Annotated in this window: 20 protein-coding genes and 1 pseudogene; 2 read left to right on the top strand and 19 right to left on the bottom strand. The window is 49.0% G+C overall.

The features are described 5' to 3' along the window. Window positions 1-6: 6 nt before the first annotated feature. The 11 genes from ftsZ to EKM96_RS03295 form a co-directional block, all read right to left on the bottom strand. Window positions 7-1,269, bottom strand: coding sequence for a cell division protein FtsZ (ftsZ, locus tag EKM96_RS03345; protein ID WP_125639721.1), 1,263 nt, complete (start codon window positions 1,267-1,269; stop codon window positions 7-9). Window positions 1,270-1,292: 23 nt separating this feature from the next. After that, window positions 1,293-2,621: a cell division protein FtsA gene (gene ftsA / locus EKM96_RS03340; protein ID WP_125639718.1), complete on the bottom strand. Its 1,329-nt coding sequence runs from the start codon at window positions 2,619-2,621 to the stop codon at window positions 1,293-1,295. Between the two features lie 143 nt (window positions 2,622-2,764). Continuing rightward, entirely contained in the window at window positions 2,765-3,622 is an 858-nt protein-coding gene (locus EKM96_RS03335; RefSeq protein ID WP_125639715.1) for a cell division protein FtsQ/DivIB, read from the bottom strand. A gap of 30 nt (window positions 3,623-3,652) precedes the next feature. Next, window positions 3,653-4,747: an undecaprenyldiphospho-muramoylpentapeptide beta-N-acetylglucosaminyltransferase gene (gene murG, locus EKM96_RS03330; protein WP_125639712.1), complete on the bottom strand. Its 1,095-nt coding sequence runs from the start codon at window positions 4,745-4,747 to the stop codon at window positions 3,653-3,655. A 1-nt stretch (window position 4,748) separates the two neighbouring features. Continuing rightward, window positions 4,749-6,128 (bottom strand): UDP-N-acetylmuramoyl-L-alanine--D-glutamate ligase, encoded by a 1,380-nt coding sequence (gene murD, locus EKM96_RS03325; RefSeq protein ID WP_125639709.1) that lies wholly within the window; start codon window positions 6,126-6,128, stop codon window positions 4,749-4,751. An 85-nt stretch (window positions 6,129-6,213) separates the two neighbouring features. Beyond that, complete coding sequence (mraY, locus tag EKM96_RS03320) at window positions 6,214-7,185, bottom strand: phospho-N-acetylmuramoyl-pentapeptide-transferase (RefSeq protein WP_164510967.1); 972 nt, start codon at window positions 7,183-7,185, stop codon at window positions 6,214-6,216. Window positions 7,186-7,205: 20 nt separating this feature from the next. After that, window positions 7,206-9,365 (bottom strand): penicillin-binding transpeptidase domain-containing protein, encoded by a 2,160-nt coding sequence (locus tag EKM96_RS03315; RefSeq protein WP_125639706.1) that lies wholly within the window; start codon window positions 9,363-9,365, stop codon window positions 7,206-7,208. Further along, the gene (gene ftsL, locus EKM96_RS03310) at window positions 9,365-9,757 is read right to left on the bottom strand and encodes a cell division protein FtsL (protein ID WP_125639703.1); all 393 of its coding nucleotides are present in this window, start codon (window positions 9,755-9,757) and stop codon (window positions 9,365-9,367) included. The genes EKM96_RS03315 and ftsL overlap by 1 nt, the downstream gene beginning before the upstream one ends. Before the next feature lie 41 nt (window positions 9,758-9,798). Beyond that, the gene (gene rsmH / locus EKM96_RS03305; protein ID WP_125639700.1) at window positions 9,799-10,743 is read right to left on the bottom strand and encodes a 16S rRNA (cytosine(1402)-N(4))-methyltransferase RsmH; all 945 of its coding nucleotides are present in this window, start codon (window positions 10,741-10,743) and stop codon (window positions 9,799-9,801) included. Between the two features lie 21 nt (window positions 10,744-10,764). Further along, window positions 10,765-11,196 (bottom strand): division/cell wall cluster transcriptional repressor MraZ, encoded by a 432-nt coding sequence (mraZ, locus tag EKM96_RS03300; protein ID WP_125640321.1) that lies wholly within the window; start codon window positions 11,194-11,196, stop codon window positions 10,765-10,767. Between the two features lie 203 nt (window positions 11,197-11,399). Beyond that, complete coding sequence (locus tag EKM96_RS03295) at window positions 11,400-11,753, bottom strand: DUF3397 family protein (RefSeq protein WP_125639698.1); 354 nt, start codon at window positions 11,751-11,753, stop codon at window positions 11,400-11,402. Between the two features lie 171 nt (window positions 11,754-11,924). On the opposite strand from EKM96_RS03295, the gene EKM96_RS03290 reads away from it, so the two are divergent. Beyond that, window positions 11,925-12,041, top strand: a complete 117-nt coding sequence (locus tag EKM96_RS03290) for a DUF4044 domain-containing protein (RefSeq protein ID WP_082622315.1) — start codon at window positions 11,925-11,927, stop codon at window positions 12,039-12,041. Window positions 12,042-12,097: 56 nt separating this feature from the next. Here EKM96_RS03290 and EKM96_RS03285 read toward each other — a convergent pair whose 3' ends face one another. From EKM96_RS03285 to EKM96_RS03270, 4 genes are all read right to left on the bottom strand, one after another. After that, window positions 12,098-14,476 (bottom strand): DNA translocase FtsK, encoded by a 2,379-nt coding sequence (locus EKM96_RS03285; protein ID WP_125639696.1) that lies wholly within the window; start codon window positions 14,474-14,476, stop codon window positions 12,098-12,100. A 23-nt stretch (window positions 14,477-14,499) separates the two neighbouring features. Next, window positions 14,500-15,012, bottom strand: coding sequence for a tRNA (cytidine(34)-2'-O)-methyltransferase (locus EKM96_RS03280; protein ID WP_125639693.1), 513 nt, complete (start codon window positions 15,010-15,012; stop codon window positions 14,500-14,502). Window positions 15,013-15,290: 278 nt separating this feature from the next. Next, on the bottom strand, window positions 15,291-16,145 hold the full coding sequence (locus EKM96_RS03275; protein ID WP_125639690.1) for a methyltransferase domain-containing protein: 855 nt from the start codon (window positions 16,143-16,145) through the stop codon (window positions 15,291-15,293). Beyond that, window positions 16,132-17,304, bottom strand: coding sequence for an AI-2E family transporter (locus EKM96_RS03270; protein WP_125639687.1), 1,173 nt, complete (start codon window positions 17,302-17,304; stop codon window positions 16,132-16,134). The genes EKM96_RS03275 and EKM96_RS03270 overlap by 14 nt, the downstream gene beginning before the upstream one ends. Before the next feature lie 75 nt (window positions 17,305-17,379). On the opposite strand from EKM96_RS03270, the gene EKM96_RS03265 reads away from it, so the two are divergent. After that, window positions 17,380-17,991: a copper homeostasis protein CutC gene (locus tag EKM96_RS03265; protein WP_225417573.1), complete on the top strand. Its 612-nt coding sequence runs from the start codon at window positions 17,380-17,382 to the stop codon at window positions 17,989-17,991. Between the two features lie 46 nt (window positions 17,992-18,037). Here EKM96_RS03265 and EKM96_RS03260 read toward each other — a convergent pair whose 3' ends face one another. The 4 genes and pseudogenes from EKM96_RS03260 to EKM96_RS10545 all read right to left on the bottom strand — a co-directional run. Further along, the gene (locus EKM96_RS03260; RefSeq protein WP_125639681.1) at window positions 18,038-19,540 is read right to left on the bottom strand and encodes a glycosyltransferase; all 1,503 of its coding nucleotides are present in this window, start codon (window positions 19,538-19,540) and stop codon (window positions 18,038-18,040) included. Next, on the bottom strand, window positions 19,537-21,072 hold the full coding sequence (locus EKM96_RS03255; RefSeq protein ID WP_125639678.1) for a glycosyltransferase family 4 protein: 1,536 nt from the start codon (window positions 21,070-21,072) through the stop codon (window positions 19,537-19,539). Before EKM96_RS03255 ends, EKM96_RS03260 begins: the two co-directional genes overlap by 4 nt. 15 nt (window positions 21,073-21,087) lie before the next feature. Further along, a complete protein-coding gene (locus EKM96_RS03250; RefSeq protein ID WP_125640318.1) occupies window positions 21,088-22,605 on the bottom strand; it encodes a glycosyltransferase in 1,518 nt (505 codons plus the stop codon). 453 nt (window positions 22,606-23,058) lie between these two features. After that, window positions 23,059-25,392 (bottom strand): annotated as a pseudogene (locus tag EKM96_RS10545) (hypothetical protein); the annotation flags it as partial.

The following is a 25,392-nucleotide window of genomic DNA, read 5'->3' as shown; positions in this document are numbered from 1 at the left end:
AATGAATTACTTACGGCGCCGTTTGAAGAAAGGTGGGGTATCCTCACCCTTCTGATCATCTGCGGCACTCGTGTCATTAGAACTTGGATTAAAAATATTAAAATCTGGCTTATCAACGCCAGCAAACTCATCGCTGCTAGAACTCTTCTTGGGTTCTGGACGATGCGCTGGTTCACGAATATCCCAGTTGCCAAATGGATCTTGGTCTTGGCTCTGATCGCTGGCAGCGGCTTGGTCGTCATTGGAAGCAACCCGTTGTTGGCCTTCACGGCGAGCAACTCGACTGTGTTGAGCAGCCTCGCGTTCTTCCTTCTTCTTATCAATCCCGGTCGCAATAACCGTAACCCGAACTTCATCACCCAGGTCTTCGTCAATCGACGTCCCGAAGATAATGTTGACGTCGCTAGTGGCAGCGTCAGAAACGATTTGAGAAGCAGCTTGCGCTTCAAACAGAGACAGGTCTGGGCCACCCGTGATGTTCAAGAGGACTTGTTCGGCACCATCGATAGAAACTTCTAACAGTGGTGAAGAAATGGCCTTCTTGGTAGCATCTTCGGTTCGGTTTTCGCCGTTGGCAGACCCGATCCCCATCAAAGCAGAACCTTGGTCCTTCATAACGGTCTTCACGTCAGCGAAGTCCAAGTTAACATAACCGGGACTCGTGATCAGATCAGAGATCCCTTGGACCCCTTGACGTAAGACGTTGTCGGCTTCTTGGAAGGCTTCCATCATCGGCGTTTTCTTGTCGACAATCTCTAACAGGCGGTTGTTAGCAATGACGATCAACGTATCCACGTTCTCCTTCATTGCAGCAACGCCTTCAGCGGCGAAACGACCACGCCGTGGGCCTTCAAAACTGAATGGCCGGGTAACAACCCCAACAGTCAGTGCACCGCTCTCCTTGGCGATTTTAGCCACGATAGGAGCGGCACCGTTACCGGTACCCCCACCCATTCCGGCGGTAACAAAGACCATGTCGGCACCTTCAAGTGCCTCGGTGATTGCTTCTTCGCTTTCTTCGGCGGCCTTGGCACCAACCTCAGGGTTAGCACCAGCGCCAAGCCCCTTGGTCAGTTTCGGCCCGAGTTGAATCTTGGTTTCGGCCTTTGAGGCCTCCAGGGCTTGAACATCCGTGTTAGCCACGATAAATTCGACACCCTTAACATCTTCAGCAATCATCCGGTTAACGGCGTTATTGCCACCGCCACCGACACCAATCACCTTGATGACTGCGCCATTATTCTGTGCAGAATCTAGTGAATATTCCATTTGTCTTATTCCTCCATCTCGCGTTAGTCGAAGAAGTCACTGAAGAACTTCTTGAACCCTTCGGACCGATTCTTCTTAGGTTTGCTTGCCTTTGCTTTAGCCTGTCGTGGTTGCTCGGACGAAGTCGTCGCAGCCTCATTGGCTTGTTCACGCTGACGAAGCTCATCAGTTTCGTCGGCTAATTGGGTGGAGCCGGTCAACGCGCTCTTGATGAGCAGATCGATCTCACTCAGCCCCCCAAAGTATTTAACGAGCGCCAAGGCCAAAGTGAATGACGGATGACGTAAGCCCATTTGGTCCGGAACATACGCCCGAACGTGGGTGCCAAATTCCTCGGTTGCGAGTTCTGTGATGCCTGGCAAGGCCGAAACCCCACCGGTCAAGACGATCCCACCGGGTAATTCCAAGGCTTGAACCTCATCCAAGTTTGTGCGTAAACGCTCAAACACTTGGGTCAGCCGCGCCTCAATAATTTCTGCTAAATATTTTTCGGAGATTGGTGTTGGTTGGCTTTGGCCCACAACATCGACTGGGAACTCGTCCTCTTCGCTAGCTTGCGTTGAATCCGCGTAACCATAATCGCGCTTGAGCTTTTCTGCACTATCCAAGGAAGTATTCAACACAACGGAGATATCCTTCGTGATAAATTGGCCACCTTCTTGGTCAACATCAATGTACTTCAGCTGATGATCATGGATAACGGCAGCCGTTGATTGACCTCCCCCGAGATCGATCAGAACGGTTCCGAAATCTTGCTCACCATCGTTCATGACCATCATCCCTTGAGCCATTGGATTGATGACCGTTCCCCGCAGGTTCAGGCCAGCCTGTTCAACGGCCTTACGAGTATTGTGCATGATAGTCTTAGGGCCGGTAAATAGGGTCCCGTGTAATTCAAGCCGCACGCCGACCATTCCGCGAGGGTCTTTAATCCCATCGAAACCGTCGACGACAAATTCATCGGCTAAAATATCCACAACTTCCCGTTCTGGCGGTAAGTTCTGAATCAAAGCCGCCGTTGCGACACTCCGAACATCTCGTCCCGTAATTTCACGTGACTGATCATCGATAGCAATCATGCCGCTACAAGGCTCAATTTTTAACATATTTGCGGGAATTCCCACAATCACATCATGAATCTCGATACTAGCCTTTTCTTCGGCCTGACGAACGGCCCGCTGAATGGCTTCAGCTGCCTTGTCAATGTCCACGATAACACCGCGGTTGACACCACTTGAGCGCTCGTTACCCACACCAATAACGTTCATTTGCCCTTTAACATTCTCAGCAACAATGACTTTTATTGAGGTGGTTCCTATATCGAGACCTACGTACATCCCTGAATTATCCATAGAAAAAGGAACCTCCTAAGTTAATCTATACTATCAACACTGCATGAATTCGCTTTTTCTCCTAATTATTTTTCAGTTTACCACATTTACTAGGACTTGAAAAAGCCTAATTGACGCTTTTTCCCCACTGCAATCAAAATGAATTATTTCTTAAAAGGATACGAGTAAGCGCCCACTTCCAGATTGACCACACCTTTTTGTTTCATTTTGGCAGCAATGCCCGGGTAATAGGCCATTTTTGTTGAGAAATTGGTAATGGTTGCATACACTTCATTTCCATCATTCATGAACAAATGCAGGCGGTTCGGATTCGATTTGGTTGGTGACGCTTGAATCTCACTAATACTACGTTTGATGTCCGCATCCAGCTTGGCATACTGCAGAATCATCTTATGCAGGCTCTTCGAACTCTTGAAGTTGCCATACACTGGTGTCCCACTCTTAGGCTGAGACACGGACTGATGGCTAACGATACCGTTCTCTAACACCTCATCGTAACGATTGTCTCGCATCACATAGCCAGCCGTTTCATACTCCACCACGCGAATGGTGAGATGATTGGGCTTAGCAAATATAACGCGGGCCTTCTTAATTCGGGAGTTATTTTTCACGGCTCGTTTGGCCACCTTACTTTCATGGCCCGTCACACTGAAAATCGAATCGCCGGGACGAACACCTGCCGCTTGTTGAACCTGTTTGGCGGACAGGGCCTCGGCCCCACGAACAGTAATCTTCTGAAAATGACTGAGCGGCGACACCAGGTACACCATCGCCAGAATAACGACCGTGAAGACGCCAAGCAGCAGGCCTAGTCGACGATATAGTTTCAGATTCCGCTGATGCTTTAACTTCGGAAGTTTGTCGCCAATTCGTTTGGCCCGATGAACCCAGTTCGGCGTTTTCTTTTGTCGCTTCTGCTCATCCTGTTGCTCCTGATACTTTTCCCAAGGTGTCAATGACTTCTGCTGCTTGTCGTCATGACGATTTAACCGAAACTTCACGTGGCAGACCTCCCGCCGTTTAGATTAGCGCTAGCCACGCTTGAGTGATAAAACCACGTCCAAGACGCGGTCGGCAGCATCCGGCACACCGAGCCGCTTAGAAGCGGCCGCCATGTCTTGACGCAAGCCATCATCGTTCATCAACTGATCAGCCTTAGCCAACAGAGTGTCGGCAGACAAATCGGCTTCGGTAATGATCTCGGCCGCACCCACAGTCGCTAACGATTGGGCGTTCTTAGTCTGATGGTCCGCCGTCACATAGGGACTCGGAATCAGAATAGATGGAATGCCGTCCGCCGTAATTTCAGCCAAACTGGTAGCACCGGCTCGGCCCACAATCGCTGCAACCTTAGGCAAAACCTCCGGCATGTTGGCAATATAAGGCTTAACCACAACGTTAGCGGCAACCTCGACGTGTTTCAACTGGTCCATAACACCGTCATACCGCTTCTGTCCAGTAACGAAGACGACCTGGTAATCTCGTTCATTGAAGGCCGGAATTGCCGCCACCGTGGCTGCATTAATCTTCAAGGCCCCTTGGGAGCCCCCAAAGATTAACAGCGTGGGGACATCATCCTTCAGTTGATATTCAGCCCAGCTGAAGTGACTGACAACCTCTGCAGCTTCTTGAGCCCGTGGATTACCGGTCTTAACCATCTTATTGGCTGGAAGCTGGTCGAGGGCCGCGTCAAAGACGTAGGCAATGCGATCAACGTATCGGCTCAGGAATCGATTGGTAATCCCAACGACACTATTCTGTTCATGAATCATCGTCGGCACATGCAGCTTCGCCGCCGCATAGACCACGGCGCCAGACACATAGCCCCCGGTACCAATGACAACATCCGGTTTGAAGTCACGAATCATTTTTTTAGCGGCATGGACGCTCTTCAAGAAGAGCCACACCGTCTTGAAATTCTCTAAGGACAGAGATCGTTTGAAACCTTGAATCTTGGTACTTTGGAAGGGAATCCCCTTCGCAGGAACGATGGAACTCTCAAGGCCCCGTTCGGAACCGACGTACATGACTTCGGCCTGCGGATCCCGTTTCTTTAAAGCTTTGATTAGCGCCAGGGCCGGATAGATATGCCCCCCGGTTCCACCGCCCGAAACCATTAATCGCATGTTATGCTTCCTCCTGTTTACCCGTTAATTTTTCGACGGCCTTGATAAAGCGGTCACCCCGAACTTCGAAGCTAGGATATTGGTCCCAACTAGCATTCGCTGGTGAAAGCAAAATAATGTCGCCTGGGTCACTTAGTTCATAGGCCAATGGTACGGCCGTTTCAACATTTTCAGACATTTTGATCGTCTTAATGCCGGCTTCCTTCGCCGTATCTTCCAGCAATTTAGCCGTTTCCCCGAAGAGAATAATCGCCTTGACATGGGCCTTAAAGGCCGGAATCATCTTCTCAAAGGTGTACCCCCGGTCCAAACCGCCTGCCAAGAGAACGACTGGCGCCTTGAAACCCTTCAGGGCCATTTCAGTGGCCTCCATGTCCGTGGCCTTGGAGTCGTTGTAGTATTGACGACCATCGGCCTCCAGAACGTATTGCGTCCGATGTCGAACACCGCCAAAGCTCCGTAACACGCCAACAATCGCTGCGTTGCTGACCCCTTCAAGCTTGGCAACCGCAATGGCGGCCAACACATTTTCAATATTATGGTCACCAGGAACTTTGACCTCGCTGGCTGGCATGATGGCCTCGCCACGGAAGTAAAGCGTGCCGTCCTTCTCATACGACCCCTCTTCGGAATTGTTTTCCCGTGAGAATGGCACCACTTGGGCCGCCGACTTCTTGCTGAGGTCGCGCCATTCAGGATTATCGAAGTTCACGACAAAGTAGTCATCGGCCGTTTGATTAGCCGTAATCTTCATTTTGGCGGCAACATAGTTGGCTCGCGTCTTGTGATAGTCCAAATGATTGGAGAAGATATTCGTTAACACCGCAAAGTGTGGATGGAAGGTGGTTGTTTCGGTTAACATGAAACTTGAAATTTCTAAGACCAACGTGTCATCGGCCGTCACCTCTTGGGCAACCTTCGAGGCTGGTACCCCAATGTTCCCTGCGTAAACGGCTTTACCTGCTTGCCGATCATGATCCAACATCTTTTGAATCATGGTCGTCGTCGTGGTCTTCCCGTTGCTCCCGGTGACCGCCACTAATTCAGCATCAGCCACTTCACTGGCTAATTCCATTTCCCCAACGATTGGAAGCTTCAGCTCTAAAGCACGCTTAACAATGGGAATATCATATGAAATTCCAGGGTTCTTAACCATCAGATCAAAGCCCGCATCTAGTTGGTCGGGGGTTTGTTCACCGGTAATCACCTTGCAACCAGCGGCCTGTAGCTCTTGAGCCTCTTTATTTTCAGCTAATGGCTTCAGGTCGCTGACCGTGACGTCGGCACCCAACCGCATTAACAATTTAGCAGCGCTGGCACCACTCATGGCTAACCCTAAAACAAGTACCTTTTTCCCAGTATACGTTGTCACTTGCTTCATAACGTTCACTCCATTCTGAAAGTTTGTAATGATTAAAAAAGGACCCACTCCACCCCAATAGGCAAGTCGGCCCATCAGTTGACGATTATCTTGCTAAGATGACCCAGACACCGCTTAACGCGGTAATCAACCCAATTGTCCAGAAGGTGAAATCAATCTTCCACTCGCTCCAACCGAGCATTTCAAAGTGGTGATGAATGGGGCTCATCAAGAAGATTCGCTTTCCAGTTAACTTGAATGAGGCTACCTGCAACATAACGCTCGCCGTCTCAATGACGAAAACCAACCCAATCCACAGCAATGATAATTCATGGTGCAACAGAATGGCTACCGCTGCCAAGGCACCACCTAAAGCTAACGATCCGGTGTCCCCCATAAAGATTTTCGCTGGTTTGTGGTTAAAGATTAAGAACCCGAGCAGACTGCCAACTACGGCAAAACAAAATAGTGCAATGTTCATTTGCATTTGATGCCAAGCAACAATGCCGTACGCCGCAAATGCAATGCTTGCTAACCCACTGACCAGTCCATCTAAGCCGTCGGATAAATTAACGGCGTTGGAGAACCCAACCAGCCAAATCACAACAAAGATGGCATACCAGCCACTCATCGTCCAATCGCCCATGCCTGGAATGTGCAGCGCCATTGGCAAGTGTTCGTGAGTGTAAACCCAAAATAGAATTAATGCCCCGACAATCTGGCCCAAAAGCTTTTGCCAAGCCTTGAGACCTTCATTTTGCCGGTGGAATAACTTGATGCTGTCATCCCAGGCACCCAATCCACCATACAAAACCAAGATAAATAATAAAATCCAAGTTGTGGACAACATGTGATGGGGTGAAACGCCCCAGCTGGTTGCCAGCGTCATGACGACGATGGCGATAATGAAGAGGAGTCCCCCCATTGTGGGCGTCCCCGACTTCTTCTCGTGCCAAGTTGGGCCTTCCTCCCGAATCATTTGTCCCTCATGACGGGCCCGGAAATACCGGATTAGTGCGGGCATAAATGCCACCGTTATTATAAATCCACCCAAAAGGGGCAAAATCACATTCATCATTGTCTAGTCAATCCTCATTCTCATTTATTTTGTTTCAAGGTGACCGAGAGTGTCGACCCACTGGTCAGGACTGATCCCGCCTTCAAGCTCTGCTTGGTGACGTACCCATCCCCACTGACGGACAGCTTCAAATCTTCTAACTGTGCTAATTTTACCACATCACCCTTCGACCAACCGGTCAAACTTGGTAAAGTGACCTTGCCACCAGTCAATAAGAAGACTCGTTGGTCATGATACAGACTCGTCCCGGTCGTTACAGACTGCTTAACCACCTTCGAACCAGAACCCAATGTGGTCACAGTCGCCCCCGCCTTCGTCAAACTCGACGTTGCGGCAGTGATTGTCTTCCCTTGCACATTTGGCATCTTATTCGTGGACGTCGTTTTCGTTTCGGTTTCTTCTTGTAAGGCACGAGCCATCACTGGTTTCATGATGGAAGACAACAACTGAGTTGCCGTCTTGCTTCCAAGATGAGGTTGCTTCATCGTGATATACATCACGTATTTAGGATTGCTAGCCGGAACCATTGCGGCAACCGAGTAGAGATAGTTATCGTCCCCAGACAGGTAACCACTCCCGTTACTAACTTGGGCAGTACCGGTCTTAACGGCCACCCGTTGGCCACTCATCTTGTAGTCACTCCCAATACCGTAGCTCTTGTAGACCACGTCCTCCATATGCTTACGAACGTCCTGTGCCGTCTTGCTGGAAATGGGATTACCCACCACCTTAGGTGAATACTTTTTGACGGTCTTATTGGTGTTCGGATCGGTGACCTTACTAATGACGTAAGGCTTCATCATCTTCCCATTGTTGCTGACGGCCGTTAGGCCCTGCAACATCTGGAAGACAGTGACCTGAATCCCTTGGCCAAATGACGTGTCAGCCTGTTCGATTGGTCGCTTGAAGGCAATGCTTCCTTGCAGTTCTCCCGGTAGACCCGAGTTGGTGCTTTGTAAGAAATGGAATTTCTTGATGTAAGACTTCCAAGTCTTCGCACCCATCTGCTGTTCAAGATGGGCCATGGCCACGTTACTAGAAACCGCAAACCCTTTGTTATAGGTAATGGTCCCCCAGCCGGAGGTATTCCAATCGGGGACCGTTTGGTTACCGATGGTGTACTTCCCGGACTGATAGGTGGCGTTCCCATTGTAATTCCCGCTGTTGATCGATGAGGCTAATGTGAAGATCTTCATCGTTGACCCAGGTTCGTAGGCATCCTGTACCAGGGTGTTCCGCCAGACCTGGTTCAGGCCCGACTTGGTCGTGGCATTAAACGTTGGTCGTTGCGTGGCGGCCAGGATGGCCCCCGTTTTCGCATTCATCAGGACGGCATTCATCGAATTGGCCTTAACCTGACTCTGAACGCTACTCATCTCGGTTTCCAGCAGGGTCTGCAACCGTGTATCTAAAGTTGTGTAGACATTGTCCCCGTTCTTGGCCTTCTTCGCCTTCTGCTTAGTTCCGGGCAACTGATACCCGTACATATCCTTCTTAATCTTCTGTGATCCGTTAGTCCCCGTTAATTCCTTGTTAAAGGCCTGTTCAATTCCCATTGACCCAATCAACGTGGTCTGCCCATTCTTGGCGGTTTGCGCCTGAGCCAACCCAATCAGGTGGGAGGCGAAGGTTCCGTTAGGATAAAGCCGCGCCTCTTGCTGAACAAAGTTCACCCCATTGAGGTGTGCTGCTTGAATCTTCTCCTTAGTGGTTAACGATATGTTCTGCCCCGCCGTCCCAAATTCAACCTGGAACGGCTGACCGGAAGATGGATTCAACGTGGCTAAAACCTTCTTACGGCTGATCGGTAAGTTCTTAGCTAAAACGGTCGCAATCTTTTCCTTGTTAGTGGCATAGAGCTTCTGCCCATTCAACCCAACTTGGCGTTTGTCCAAGACAACATAGACCGAGTAAACACTGGTATCTTCGGCAATCGCCTGGCCGTTGGCATCATAGATCGAGCCTCGCTTTGCCTTTAACGTTTCATTCGCCGTGTACAGCTGTTGCGCCGCGGCACTCAAATTAACGTTTTGGACCTTCTTACCAATCGATATATACGAAAAACGACCAACAATCAGGATAAAAACGCCGAGGAAAAGGAAAAACAGAAACTGGCCGACATGCTTCCGGTTTCTGCGGGGCGTTCTATTCGATGTTGGTTGCTTTTGGGAATCATTCATTATTTGTTAACATTCCTTATTCTGGCATTCTGCAAGGTTAAACCTTGTTTCTTGGCAATTTTATCAAGTCGTGTCCGACTCTGCAACTCGTTAATCTCTTGTTGCGTATTGGTATTACGATTCGTATATGTAGTGACCTGATTATTCACGCTTTGCAACTCGTGCTGGGCGTTACTCATCGCGATCTTTGCGGAGACGACACTAACCATGAGAACAGCAAGAATAAGGCCACAGGCCGTCATCAAACACTTCTCAAATTTAGATACCGGCAACCGGTGTTTTTGAGGGCTTTGTTGGGGCTGCTGTTGTGGAGTTGGTTGTGGCTGGACCTTTGGGCGGCGGACGGGTTCCTGAATGAGAGGAACAGCTTCAGCTAAACTATTTTGCGCCATAAATGATCATCTTCCTATGTCGATTTTTAGTGGTTGTTTGACTACTTAATTTTTTCTAAAATTCTCAACTTAGCACTGTGTGCCCGATGATTGACGGCTAATTCCGCCTCAGAGGGCAAGATCGGTTTGCGATTAACTAACTGATAATCTGGCTGCAAATTATCAGGAATGACCGGGATGCCATGTGGCAGATCCGGCAAGGATGAATGTTCACGGAACATGGTTTTGACTAGCCGGTCCTCGAGGGACTGGAAGGTAATGACACTGACGCGACCATTTAACCCGATCAAGTCAATGGCTTGTTCCAAGGAGTCTTCTAACGCCCCTAACTCGTCGTTGACGGCGATTCGGATAGCTTGAAAGACCTTCTTAGCTGGATGGCCCCCATGCCGTCTAGCGGCCGCTGGGATACCTTCCTTGATGATTTCAACTAACTGGCCAGTTGTATCGATGGGTGCCGTTGCCCGGTGCCGTTCAATGGCTCTGGCAATTGGCTTCGCAAACTTCTCTTCACCATAGCGCCGGAAAATCCGCATTAGATCGTTAAATTCCCATTCATTGACGACAATCCAAGCCGTTAATTTCTGGTCCTGATCCATCCGCATATCCAAGGGCGCGTCGTGTTGGTAACTAAACCCACGATCGGCCTCATCAAACTGCGGTGAGGAGACTCCGAGGTCGTAAAGCACACCATCGACCTGGTCGATACCCCGCTCCGCTAACTCGGCTTGAATATCGCGGAAGTTAGCCTTGATGAACGTTAGTTGCCCAGCATCTAAGTATTTCTTCAAATGATCTTCGTTATAGGTAATTGCCGTTTGGTCCTGGTCGAAGGCGTACAGGTGACCCGTCGTCAGCTGTTCCAAAATCTGCTGACTATGGCCGCCTCCGCCGAGAGTGCAGTCAACATAGATTCCCGTTGGCTTGATGGCTAATCCGGCGACGGCTTCTTTTAGTAGGACCGTAACATGATGAAAGTCTTCCATAAACACTCTCCCTTCCCAAACTTACATGCCGAAATCAATGAGATTCTCAGCAATGTCATCAAAATCTTCTTCAGCAGTGGTAGAAAAGTCCTGCCACCGATCGCTACTCCAAATTTCAAAACGGTTAGCCACCCCGACAATCACACATTGTTTGCTCAACGCCGCGTGGTCGCGTAATGACTTGGGCAGGTTAATCCGCCCTTGTTTATCGAGCTCACATTCAGTTGCGGCTGAATAGAAGAACCGGACAAACGCCCGGGCATCTTTTCGGTTGACTGGCAAGGCTTTCAATTTCTCCTGCAATGCCGACCACTCGGTCATCGGATAGCCAAACAAACAGCCATCCATTCCTCGAGTAACCACAAACTGGTCGCCCAGTTGATCACGAAATTTGGCGGGAATAATGAGCCGGCCTTTGGTGTCGATTGAATGTTCAAACTCGCCCATAAACATAGCCATTACCCCCTATTTGTAACTATTTCCAAGTTTACCACATCCCCCCACCTTCTACCACATTGTTTCCGAATTTTTATAAATTTCCCCACAAAGCACAAAAAAGCCACGGCGAACAAGTGTTCACCGTGGCTTAGCGCCCTTTTTGAGCGGATAAATTACTGAGTCTATAATCAAATGCGTTTATAGTTATGCATAAGCATTCAGCTAATTGAGACGATCAAGCACCCGACGAAACCGACCGTCCAGTATAAGTCGGTCAGGCGCCAGAAGGTGCGAATGAAGGTGCTATACAATAATTCATGGTTATGAATGGCTTGCACTAGGGTAACAATGACCCCAATAATCATCCATCCCATGACTAACCAAGGGAGGATTCTACCTGCGCCATCCCCAATTAGGATGACCGAACAGATGATTAATAGTGGTGTCATGAGATCCCAGGTTAGTAAGTTATGTGGCCAATGCCGCCTTAAAACTTGCTTGACGAGTCGAATAACCACCCAGCCAATCGCTAAAATTGCCAATTGTCCCCCAGGAGATGTCCAAAAGTCCATTTGTGTTGCCCCTCCTCTTTCATATCCGTTTTATTATAAAGATTTCTCTGACGAGTTGCAATTGCCTTTTATGACAGGTTATTGACAAGTTACGCTCCCCGGTTGCAATTATCGCAGGGCCACGGTAAACTAATTGAGTATAATTGGAAGCGAAGAGGTGGCTAATCCCGCATGGCAAAAAAGAAAAAATCAACTTTTCAAAAAATTACCAACGTTTTTGTATGGGTCATGATTATCGCAACGATCGGTTCACTTGTATTCGGTGCAATCACGGCCTTCATTCAATAGACTAAAAAGTCCCGCAACGCCTTGAGCGCTGCGGGACTTTTCTTTTGGTCTCATTTTTATTCCGATTGATGACTCCCCGAATCGCCAGTCGCTTCACTGGTGGGTTGTTTATAAACCTGACGAGGTTTACTGCCCTCTTGCGGGCCAATATAGCCTCGTTGTTCCAGGTCATCCATAATCCGGGCGGCCCGATTATACCCAATCCGGAAACGCCGCTGGAGAAGTGATGTGCTGGCCTTTTGTTGGTCAACCACAAAGTCCAAAGCGTCATCGAATAGTTCATCGTCGCTATCGCCCGCCGCTTCTTGTTGAACTTCCTCGTCGCTCACCATCATGTCCTCATCGTAATCGGCCGTCTGTTCCGCCTTGATGAAGTCCACCACATTGCTGACATCTTCATCCGGGATGAAGGCCCCTTGGACCCGCACCGGAGAGTTGGCATCGACGGGTTGATACAACATGTCCCCTCGTCCCAGCAGTTTTTCCGCCCCATTCGTGTCGAGAATGGTTCGAGAATCAATCCCACTAGAAACCGCAAAGGCAATTCGTGACGGCACGTTGGCTTTAATCAGCCCGGTAATCACATCGACCGATGGCCGTTGCGTCGCCAGAATCATGTGCACCCCGGCCGCTCGACCCATCTGCGCTAACCGAATAATGGCATCCTCGACTTCATTCGAGACCGTCATCATCAGGTCAGCTAATTCATCGACAACGACCACAATATACGGCAGGGTTGGTCGCGCTTGATCGTCGGCCTGATTGGCCTTCTGCACCATCGCATTGTACCCGGAGATTTTTCGTTGACCGAATTGAGAAAACAATTCGTAACGCCGTTCCATTTCAGCGACCACCTTTTGCAAGGCCCGGGCCGCCTTTTTTGGTTCAGAAACCACCGGCGTTAACAGATGGGGAATGCCATTGTAGACACTGAGTTCAACCTTCTTCGGGTCAATGAGCATCAATTTTACCTGATCGGGCCGGGCATTCATCAAAATACTGGTGATAATGCCGTTAATAGCCACCGACTTCCCACTACCCGTGGCACCGGCAATTAGCAAATGCGGCATCTTGGTCAAATCCATGCTGACCACTTGCCCCGTGACATTACGCCCAAGCGGCACCTCAAGTGGCCGGTCTGGGTGAACCGGCTGAGCCTCAATGACATCCCGAAACGCTACCGTGGAAACCTTCTTATTGGGAACTTCAATCCCAATTAAGGATTTGCCCGGAATTGGCGCCTGAATCCGAATCCCCTTGGCAGCTAACGCCAGGGCTAAGTCATCGGCCAAATTGACGATTCGTGACACCTTGACCCCAATCGCCGGGTGAAGTTCATACTCGGTGACGGATGGCCCAAGACTCACATTCTTGACCTCGGCATCGACGCCAAAACTATCCAGCGTTTGCTTTAATATCTTGGTATTGGCATCGATCGCGTTGACCTCGGCCGTTTGATCCGTTGGTGGCACTTGTTTCAGCAGGTCCGCCGTTGGTAGCTTGTAATTAGGATCGACCGGTGTGCTATTTGCCAGCAATTCCGTCTCGGTCGGTGAATCTGCCACCTCAGGTTCAGCCGTTGCCGCCGAAGCTGCTCGTGGCTTAGGCACCTCATTCGCGGCCACCGTTATGTGGTAGCTGGGTTCCTCAGCGACAGGGTTCGCCGGTTCTGACGGTGTCACCGCTGTCGAAGTTGGTGCCGTCGACGTCACCGCAGGCTTTGCAGGAGCGGATGACGCCGCCTCCTGTTGACGGGCCGCATGTTTTTCTTTGGCCAACTCGCTACCGCGCTTAATTGCTGAACCACTGGCCTGCATCCCCTTGGTGAGACCCTGCCAGGTCGCCTGAAGGGCCTGTTCAATCTTGGCGAGGGGAATCTGAAAGAAGACGATAACCCCAACCAACATGACCAGCCAGGCCGCAATCTGGGCACCAATTAGGGCAATGAGCCAAGCGACAACACTTAGTTCCAGCGCACCGACTAATCCGCCACCCAGTTGCGTGGTCAGCCCACCGGTGAACAGATCAGCTAGGCCGCCATGCCAGATGGTGGCCATGAATTGACAATGTTGGTCCACCTGAACAAAGTGCGTTGCCGTGACCCACAACAGCCAACCCCCATAGATTAGGCCACTGCCGATAAGATAATGTCGCTTCAAGTGGGGCCAGGTTCCAGTAAATGTCAGAGCGATGCCCAAGGCCCCAATTAGGATTAGCCCAAATTCATAGGTATCCCCTACGACTAGCCGGACCAGATTGGCACACAACGTCCCAATGAACCCCAGGTTGAAGGCTCCCAGCCCAGCCAAAGCAACCAGGATTAGTCCTAAGAGGTTACTCGTATATGGAAATGGCTGTTTCCGACGGGGTGTCTTCCTGGCCGGCGTCTTACGCCGAGCCGGTCGCCGCCGGGTTGTTTTTCTTTTTGTTGCCACCGACTGCTCCCCCTTTCGCTAGCCTATTTTAATTTATCGTGTGGATAACGGTGAACCCGTTCCAGATTCAAGAATGATTGTTGCCGTAAGACTTCGTAAATCACGATAGCTGCACTGTTCGATAAGTTAAGTGCCCGAATATGTTCGTCATCCTGTGGAATTCGAATACACTGTTCCATGTGCGCCCGCATAAAGGGTTCAGGCAGTCCCGTTGTTTCCTTGCCAAACAGGAAGAAGTGGTCATGATCGTTAACTTGATAATCGGGCTCCGTGTAATCTCGTTCGGCAAACTTTGAAACCAAGTAAAGTTGCTGGGGATCCGTGACGGTTTCTAGGAATGCCGGTAGATTTTCGTGATACCGAACATCCACCTTGTCCCAGTAATCCAGTCCGGCACGTTTCAAATGGGCATCGTCAACCGAAAAGCCTAAAGGCTTGATCAGGTCTAGGACGGTATCCGTCCCGGCACAGGTCCGGGCAATATTACCGGTGTTGGCAGGAAATAAGGGTTCAAATAAAGCAATATGGTTGGTCATCTATCAGTCTCTCCGTTCTCTTCGGCAAACTGCCGTTCTGTTCATTCATTATAGCCGTTGGGCCGGGGCTTTGACAAGCATGGCCCAACGGTTTTCACGCCACAAAAAAAGCAGTTCCTCGGTGTGGGCACGGCGAGGAACTACTCTAGTGAAGTGCTACTTGTCAGCCGCTAACAGTTACTAGCTGATGTCGACCGCCAAACGATTTCTCATTGGTCAATATAACACTGCCCTGTCAGTCGATCAAGCCTTTTTCATAAGATTCTTAAACGTTTTACTTAATGCCCTTGTGCGGTAAGCAAGGTCACATCAACTGTGATCTCGGTAAATGGATTGGCCTTGACCTCCGCCAACCGTTCTGGCGTAGCGCCCCAATGCATCGGCGTCATCAACATTAGGTCGGCGAATCGTTGCGCCGAAACGGGAACCTGGTAACGAATGCGTTCCGCCGTGGCGTCAGGATAGTGTTCTTGGAACAAGCCGAGAACCTTGCCGTTGTCATAGGTGGCGTGAGCACTGTCGGCCGGGAAGATAGCCTGACGCAACTCGATCAGGTAGTCACTATTGGGAATGACCTTCAGCAATTGTCCTTCTGGCGCCAGCACCCGGTTGAATTCCTGATAGGCCGATGGGGAAAACAAATCTAGAATTGTGGTGAATTGGCCATCTGAAAATGGCATTTGGGCCAGATCGGCCACGCAGAAGAAAGCCTGATTGTCCAACTGTGTGGCCAAGTTAATTCCCGGCTTCGATAGGTCGAAGCCCACGGCGGCATCCTCTTTAATCCCCCGTTTGGCCAACACGTCATTCAGGGGCGTTCCTTCGCCACAACCTACATCCAGAATAGTCTGTGGCGTCGTTGGCATCTTAGCCACAAAGGCATCCGTGATGCCGGCAAAGAGTCCCGCCTGAAGCATGCGCCGTCGTGCAGCCAGCATAGCGTCATCATATTCACTGGCCACCGCGCGCTGCATGAAATAGACCGTTCCCTTCTTAGAGATATCGACATTATGGCCATTAGGACAAACTAGACTCCGGTCAACGACCTGGTCGTAAGGTTCCAGGCAAACTGGACACCGGAAGAGCTCTGGCCGGGCCTGCAAGAACTGGCGTGCTTGATCAATTTTCTTCATGTGTTCCCCCATCTAATGTAGTCGGTTGCTCGTAGCCCCCGACGAAGTTCTGATACCAATGAAAGATTTCTGTGACGATAACCCGTAAGACCGCGTAGCCGGGAATCCCCAGGACGACGCCCAAGACCCCAAAGGCCTTACCGGCAATTAATAAGATAAAGATAATGGTTAACGGATGAATCTTGAGCGAACTGCCTAAGACTAGCGGGGAAATAACCCGCCCTTCTAATGTCTGTTCAACGATAAACACGATCAGGACCTTGACTAACATCCATGGCGACACGAAGGCGGCCACAACCACGGCCGGTATCATGGCCAAGAATGACCCAAGATATGGAATCAAGTTTAATACGCCCGCAACGATGCCTAACAACAAGGCAAATCGCAGCCCAACAATTAAGAAACCAATATAGAATAAAATAGCAACGATAAAGGCAACCACTAACTGTCCCCGGACATAGTTACTAACCTGTCGATTCATTTCAATTAACAATTTCATCATGGGTTCACGCTTCTTGGTCGGTAGAAGTCGCGAAAGATATTCCGGAAGTTGATGGCCATCGCGCAGCAGGTAGAAGAGAATAAACGGCGCCGTGACAAAGGCGACCACGATCGCTGTAATCCGGCTCACAATGCCCCCTACCGAAGACCAAGTATTCTTGGCAAAGTGCGACAAGGCACTTGAAGATCCCTTACTGAGCTTCTGATTAAACTGGTCTAACTGATCCCGAATCCCACTCAGACGGTCATCACTGAGCCAGTGCGTAAATTGGTCCGATACCTGGCGCCAGTAATGCGGCCATTCGGCAATCAACATGGTCGTTTGGTGCTGGACCATGGGAATTAGCCGAATAATTCCCCAGGCAATCAAGAGCGCGACCACGATGAACAACCCAATGATTGACCAGGTTCGTCGAACATGGCGCTTCTCTAACCAGTCAACGACTGGATTCAAAAGATAATAACCCACACCAGCCAACAAAATGGGCATCCCCAAGATTTGCCAGACTAGAATAAAGGGTGTTGCCAGCCATTGAACTTTACTTAGCACTAGTAAAATGAGTAGAATAAGTAAGGTGATGGTTAGGATTGAAACCAGACGATTATTAACCACCCAGTTCCAGAACCACGAACGGTGCTGCTTATTTTCCGGTTTCAAATGCTTCACTCCTAGATAAATAATGCGTATATTGTAACATACCGTCACTCTTTACGGGTGATGGCAAAAGAAAGGATGACAACTTTGATCTTAACAGAACCCCTAATTGAAAATTATACGGACTTGGCGGCCACTATCCAAGCCGGACACAAACGAATTGCCTTAGCCAATAACCTTGCTGATGGTGGCAGCACCGTCAGTAAAGGCGTCATGGCCGAGGCCGTACGCTATGCGCACGACCACCAGGTGACCCTAGACCTACTCATCGCACCTCGTGGTGGCAAGCCGGTCTACAACGATGTTGAACTCAAGATTATGGAAGCCGATCTGCTTGAAGCCCAACAATTAGGCGTCGATGGTGTCATCCTGGGCGCTTTGACCACCGATAATGCACTCGATGTTGAAGGCCTTCAACTGATCATTGCGGCGGCTGGTGGCATGACCTTAACCTTCAGCACCGCCTACGATGCCATTGCCCCTGAACACCGGGAAGCGGCCCTTAATTGGCTCGCTGAACAAGGCTTCGATTACCTCTTAAGTCATGACGATGAGGCCGGTTTACTGGCCACTCATCAATTGGTACAAAAGGCCGGCCTAATCCTGATTCCAGCCAGCCTAACGGCAACGGAAACCCAATCCGTCACAACTAAATTAGGCCTAAACCTGGTCTTCAATTCACAGATCTAAACAATCAAAAGCCTCGGCAAAATTGCCGAGGCTTTTTTTAATCCAATCATTCTGCTAAGACGTCATCCACAACGGTTTCCCATCGCTTCAGAACGGCCTTTTCCGAGAACCGCTGAGCCAGCTTAACGCTCTGCGCACTCAACGTTTTTTGTAATTGTGGCGAACGAAGAACGCGCCGTAAGCGTTCATATAGGGCATCCTGATCGTTTGGCTTGATAAGGAACCCATTGACGTTGTCGTCAATAATTTCACGAGGTCCGTACCGAATGTCATAACTAATGACTGGAACGCCGTAATTCTGGGCCTCCAGCGTGGCCAATGAAAAGCCTTCTTCAATACTCGTCAACAAGGAAACGGTACCCTTTTGGTACTCCTCACTGAGATCATTCAAGAAGCCACGGAAAATAATGTTCTTTTCCAAATGATTTTTGGCCACAAAGTCCCGGAGCTCTTTCTCACCTTTACCATAACCAAATAAGTGTAATTCAACATCTGGGAATTCGGGAACCAAACGTTTGATAACCTCTGCCTGCTGCATGATCTGTTTTTCAGGAGAGAACCGTGCCACACACATGACACGGTTGGTTAGGCGCTTGCTTGGATCGATCTCCACCGGCGTCGTAAACCCTACTGGGATCGCAACAAACTTGTCTTTCAGATCTGGGAAACGGTTCACCAAATCCCGTCGTTGGTAATCCGTCGAACAGATAATCTTTGAAAAATGATCAGGGTGCTCAATCATATAACGATAGTGTGACTTGATTGGTGAGTTGGCCACATCCGCCTGCTTCTGCGCATGTGTACTGTGAATCACCCCACAAATTTTGACGCGATCATCCGTCTTGTCCAGTGGCTCAGCCAGCTTTAGATTCCGGTCACTAATATAGAGGTCACCATCTTCATAGAGTTGATTGAAGAAGAATGTCCGTAACGCCGTTTGTGAGTCGAAGAAGTAATCGCGGCCACGGAAATTTCTCACCACCGTCTGAGTCCACTTAGACTCCAAGTCTGGCGATGAATCATAAAGATCTTCCATGACACGCTCGCCCTTGCGGTTCAAATAGACCTTTGAAGCGACCTTTTGCTTATTCGTGAGATAGACAATTTGACTACAGAATCCACGAGTATCGTAGATTTCCCGCATCGTCTTCACGTGATGCGTGTCGAAGTAATTCACATAATCCAACGTCTTGTAGTCCTTGTCCATGAAGTGGGCATACATCCGAAAGTTATCGCCGTCATGAATCCGGACATCCGTGGTCTTGGGTAAATATTGAACTCGGAAATGACACACATTCTCCCAATAATCAATCCAACCACGGTCAACGACCTCTTCGTCGTCCTTAGTTCCTTGGAAAAAATCGTACATCGAGAAGTATCGACCGTGCACGTCAAAGGAATCGGCATAAAGATGCAACTGCGTATTGTAGTGCATTGTGACACCACGTGCCGCCAGACCCCCCTGTTCAAAAAGGTGGATACGGTTGATCTGGGCTTTTTCGATCCCAGTTAATTTGCTTCCTAGGTTTTCATCGATAAAGTAATTCACAGAGCAACTTCCTTTCGGCTAGATAATTCGTCAAAGTAGGTTAGCAGTGTTTGCCATTTTTCAAATACAGCGTCTTCAGAATACCGGTGAACATTCCGATAAGCGGCCTCACTAAATTCAGCCAACTTTTCTTGATTCCCCAGTAGATCGATAATGGCATCGGCCAGCTCATCAACGTTACCGTTAGTCGTTAACGTCCCACTAACCCCATCCTGAATAATATCGCTTGGCCCGTACTTCACATCGTTGGCAACCATAGGCAGGCCATGCGATTGTGCTTCCAACAGCATCAACGAGAAGCCTTCGGCACGACTAGGGAGCAACCCAATCTGGGCGCCTTCATAGACGGCATTGATGTCATGGGTATATCCCTTGAATTGTACGACGTCTTCTAGATGAAGCGTCTCAACCAGTTGATGCAATGACTTGTCAATATCGCCGTTAGCGTAGCCCCAGAGCTCAAGGTGCGCATTCGGAAATTGTTCATGAACCTTGGCAAAAGCTCGAATCGAGTGGTCCTGTTGCTTTTCAGGTGCCAACCGGGCAACATGAACGACCCGGCCCACTTCACGTTGACTGAATGGCTTTTGCTTCATGGCCAACTCTTCATCGGTCACATAACCAACCGGGATGGTGAATGCCGGAATAGACGTTCCAAACCGATCAACCACATCCTGACTTTGTTCAGGTGTTGCTGAAATAACGGCATCCCATTGGTCCCAGTTCATCAAAGCATTTTGATAATTGTTGTTCAAAGGTGAGTGAATCATATCACTAGGATCGGCGACATGGTCGTTATGAAGATGTAGAACCTTGAAGGCCGGGGTCTTCATATTAAATAGAGCCCAATCACATTCAACAGTTCGGTCACAGATATAAACATTTTTTTCGCCAGTATCATTAAGCTCATCATAAAAGAATCGTGTCAGCGCATTCATTCCGTTGAACACCCAATTTTGTCCACGATAATTCAGGACTCGCCAGGACAAGTGTTCTTTGCCCGCCCGATTCAACAAGTGGCACTTCTCCACATGAACCTGGCCATCCGGGCCAAAGTACTGTTCGGCCACAATCTTACCACCCCAGTCAAAGAGTTGTTCCAGGCATTTGAAGCCCCGAATATCCCACCAGGCCATCTTTAATGTGCGGCCATTAACATCGAAATATTGAATGTTGTGAATCTCATTACTATTCTCGCGAAGGTAGATGATCATCAGCATCTTCCCTTGGGCAAAGACCTGCACCTGATTATCCTTCCGCGTTTGAGTGGTATTAGCAGGTAAGGAAATATCATTCATGCTGAATGACTTTCGATCACTACCCGTAGAGCCACAAAAGTATTCGAAAAGGTTAACAAAATTCATTCGATTGATGCCCGCTTGTTCCAAGACTTCCGTTAAGTCCATCGTAAACATCCGGGTCACAATTTTTGCCGGCACTTGATTCTTTTGGAATAAATGGAGTCGCTTAATCTCCGCGTGTTCAATCCCAGACTTTGAAAACTGCATGTTATCGTTCAAGAAGTAGTACATTCGTTAGTCGACCCCCTAATCTTTCAGAAATTTCTGCCAACGGTTCCAGACCTTTTGCCGAGTCCAACTCTTGTGGGCCGTTGCGTAGGCTCCTTCACTCAGCGCGGTTAATTTCTTGGAGTCTGTGAACAAGTCGACAATCTTATCGGCCATTGCCAGCGTATCCCCTGGTTTGCAGAGATACCCATTAACACCGTCTTGAATATAGTCTTGCGGGCCATAGTTAAATGGCGTACTGATTGCTGGAATACCGTGAGCCATAGCCTCTTGCATACCCATTGGTCCCCCATCGACAAATGACAGGTTGATCAGTACTTGATAGTGATCATATTGCTTATCAATATCTGGATAGTAATCCTTGAGGGTCACACTAGATTGTAGTTGCAGTTCCGCTATTAAGTCTGTCATTTGCTTGACAAACGCCGGGTCTCCATAACCGTAAAGGTCAAACGTTGCATGTGGAACTCGCTGCTTTATTAAAGCAAACAGCCGAATCTGTTGTTCAATCTGTTTATCTGCGGAGATGCGCCCAACATACAATAGACTGCCTGCCAATCGATTAGCCATGGGTTTCAGACTCGTTTCATCCTTCACTAATGGGGTCGTGGTAACCGCTGAAATCGCCGTTACCTCAGCCTTAGGGAACCGTTGCTTCAAGTCTGCCGCCTGTTGTGGCGTGGCCGTTATGAAGCCATCAAAGGAATTAAAGTGATCAAAGGCGGGTTGTAAGAATCCATCAAGCTGTCCAAAGATCGGGTCAGCTTGTTTGACCACATGATTAATTGGCACATACACATACTTGTGTGAAGCATCCCTCAACGCTAAGAGTGGCCGCACACCCGTCCCGGGCCGATCACTGATAAACGTCGTCGTATCAGGGTCCTGCTTGCTTAATTCAGCCAAGAAGAAGTCAAATAAATCGTCGGGATTCTGGAAGAACTGGTCACCCTTCCCCTGATAATCTTTCAAAATCATTCTAGAAGCCAACGGATTACCATTCGTATCCGGAGCAAAGTATTCTTCAAGCACAATCTTGCCATCCGTTTGGTAATACCTTTGCATAATTAATTTACCGTCTTGACCAAAGTATTGTGTTGCCGACTTAAACCCACGCCAGTCCCAAAGGTCCGTTTCAATAGGATTACCCTGACTATCCACGAACTCTTGATAAAAGACTCGGCCAATCGTTCCAGGGATGAAGCCAACGTTTCCCGTTGGAATATCCCCCACTGACACCCCACTAAAATTGGCTCCAACACTAACTTCCGACTCCACGGGAAGCCGCAGATCATCCGTATGCATAACTTTAGTTTCTGCCAATTCAGTTGTTCCTTGGAAGAAGTCAAACATGTTGACCACGTCATCATCCTTCAATCCAAAGGTCGTCAGCGTTTGGTGAAGTAACCGATCATAAATCTTAGTCACGATTTTTGCCGGCCGTTGGAAATGGTTGAAGAGCTTCACACGATTCATCGCCGTGTGTTCAACACTTGAGTTCTTTTGCAAGATATATTCATTCACGAAATAGTACATCAGGACACTCCCATCTAACAACTAGACTTTAATCATTATCTTTTATTTCCCAAGGGTACTTTCCATCCTTGTCTTTTTCAGTGTGCTTCATCATATATTTAGTCCGCTCATCCATTCGCTTTCGTGTCTTCTTACGGTGTAAGAATCTGAACACCATAACCAACGACCACATGAAGAAGTAAATCATTAGTCGGAGAAACAGCTGAATATTATGGTAGGCAAATATTGACGTTAGAATGACCACAAAACCACCCTTTCATTTGATATTGTACCGCTCATTATCAATCAAGACAGCTTATCACTACCTAAAATTTAATAACAAGAAGCACTATTTTTTGAGAAACCTTCTCAATCTGAGTCATAACTTTAATTAAGTTATGTAAGAACCACCACAATTTTACTTGTGATGGCCCGCTAGGCGTTGTTCCTGCCTACTTTTGTTCCTATTTGATGCTATTTGGGACTGTTGTCATCGTCCGTCCCTTGGTCCGTGCCTTTCTTACGACGCTTACCAAAGAGGAAGAGCCATGCCCCACCTGTAGCGGCGGCAATTGCTGCTGCAATGGAACTCAAGATTGTTGGAGAACTTGTATCTTCACTGTTCTTGTCACCAACAATTTGATCACCATCGCCGCCCTTTGCGACAGTACTCTTGCTTGAATCGCTGGACTTATCATCTGACTTGTCTTTGTCAGTATCAGATGAATCGTTACCATTATCATCCACCACTGCAGAATCGTTATTATCGGCCGTTAGGTCAACTGTCGATGCTGAAGCTGGTGTTGCATTACTACTACCGTAAGACAGGTTGGTTGCCGTTATACTGCCAGTACCATCACCGGAATTGCTTCCTGAGGTCGAAGTACCAGACCCAGTACCTGTTGAGGAAGAACTGCCAGAGCCCTTCCCTTTGTCGCCAGTTGAACTTGAAGAAGAGTCAGACGAGTTAGCGTTGTCACCTGCATCAGATTCTGAGGTGCTTTCGGAACCATCAGAGTCTGAGTCGGTTACGCCCTCAGATCCAGAGTTAGCGTCAGAACCTGAGTTTCCATCAGAACCTCCAGTGTTGTTGCTATTGGATTCTGATTCACTGCCTGATTCAGACTCACTATCGGAATCAGAACCATCTGAACCTTCACTTCCACCGTCTGAATCGGAATTATCTTCCGATTCAGATTGTTCTTCTGATTCAGAAGCTGCTTCAGATTCACTTGCTGCTTCAGATTCGGATGCAGCTTCGGATTCGGATGCGGCTTCTGATTCACTTGCGGCTTCTGATTCAGATGCTGCTTCGGATTCAGACGCGGCTTCGGATTCGGATGCAGCTTCAGATTCGGATGCTTCCGACTCAGCTTCAGATTCGGATGCTGCTTCGGATTCAGACGCTGCTTCAGATTCGGATGCGGCTTCGGATTCAGACGCTGCTTCGGATTCAGACGCTGCCTCAGATTCTGATGCTTCTGATTCAGCTTCAGACTCAGATGCTGCTTCAGATTCGGATGCGGCTTCGGATTCTGATGCTTCTGATTCAGCTTCAGACTCGGATGCGGCTTCAGATTCGGATGCTGCTTCGGATTCAGACGCTGCCTCAGATTCTGATGCTTCTGATTCAGCTTCAGACTCAGATGCGGCTTCAGACTCAGATGCGGCTTCAGATTCACTTGCTGCTTCGGATTCAGACGCTGCTTCGGATTCAGACGCTGCTTCGGATTCAGACGCTGCTTCAGATTCGGATGCGGCTTCAGATTCACTTGCTGCTTCAGATTCGGAAGCTGCCTCAGATTCGGATGCTTCTGATTCAGCTTCAGACTCAGATGCGGCTTCGGATTCAGACGCGGCTTCAGATTCAGACGCTGCTTCAGATTCGGACGCTGCTTCAGATTCGGACGCTGCCTCAGATTCGGACGCTGCTTCAGATTCGGACGCGGCTTCAGATTCGGACGCGGCTTCAGATTCGGACGCTGTTTCAGATTCGGACGCGGCTTCAGATTCGGACGCGGCTTCAGATTCACTTGCGGCTTCGGATTCGGATGCTGCTTCGGATTCTGATGCTTCTGATTCAGCTTCAGACTCGGATGCGGCTTCGGATTCAGACGCTGCTTCAGATTCGGATGCGGCTTCAGATTCACTTGCGGCTTCAGATTCGGATGCGGCTTCGGATTCTGATGCTTCTGATTCAGCTTCGGATTCACTTGCGGCTTCGGATTCAGACGCTGCTTCAGATTCACTTGCGGCTTCGGATTCAGATGCTGCTTCAGATTCACTTGCGGCTTCAGATTCTGATGCGGCTTCGGATTCGGATGCTTCTGATTCAGCTTCAGACTCGGATGCGGCTTCAGATTCACTTGCTGCTTCAGATTCACTTGCTGCTTCAGATTCACTTGCTGCTTCAGATTCACTTGCTGCTTCAGATTCACTTGCTGCTTCAGATTCACTTGCTGCTTCAGATTCTGATGCTTCTGATTCAGCTTCAGACTCAGATGCGGCTTCGGATTCGGATGCTTCTGATTCAGCTTCAGACTCAGATGCGGCTTCGGATTCGGATGCGGCTTCGGATTCAGACGCTGCTTCAGATTCACTTGCTGCTTCAGATTCGGATGCGGCTTCAGATTCGGACGCTGCTTCAGATTCGGATGCGGCTTCAGATTCGGATGCGGCTTCGGATTCTGATGCTTCTGATTCAGCTTCAGACTCGGATGCGGCTTCAGATTCGGACGCTGCTTCAGATTCAGACGCTGCTTCGGATTCGGATGCGGCTTCAGATTCGGACGCTGCTTCAGATTCGGA

The organism is Levilactobacillus tangyuanensis, assembly GCF_003946545.1.
Classification (GTDB): domain Bacteria; phylum Bacillota; class Bacilli; order Lactobacillales; family Lactobacillaceae; genus Levilactobacillus; species Levilactobacillus tangyuanensis.
The sequence above is the reverse complement of the archived record's forward strand: the minus strand, read 5'-3'. Positions and strand labels throughout refer to the sequence as shown.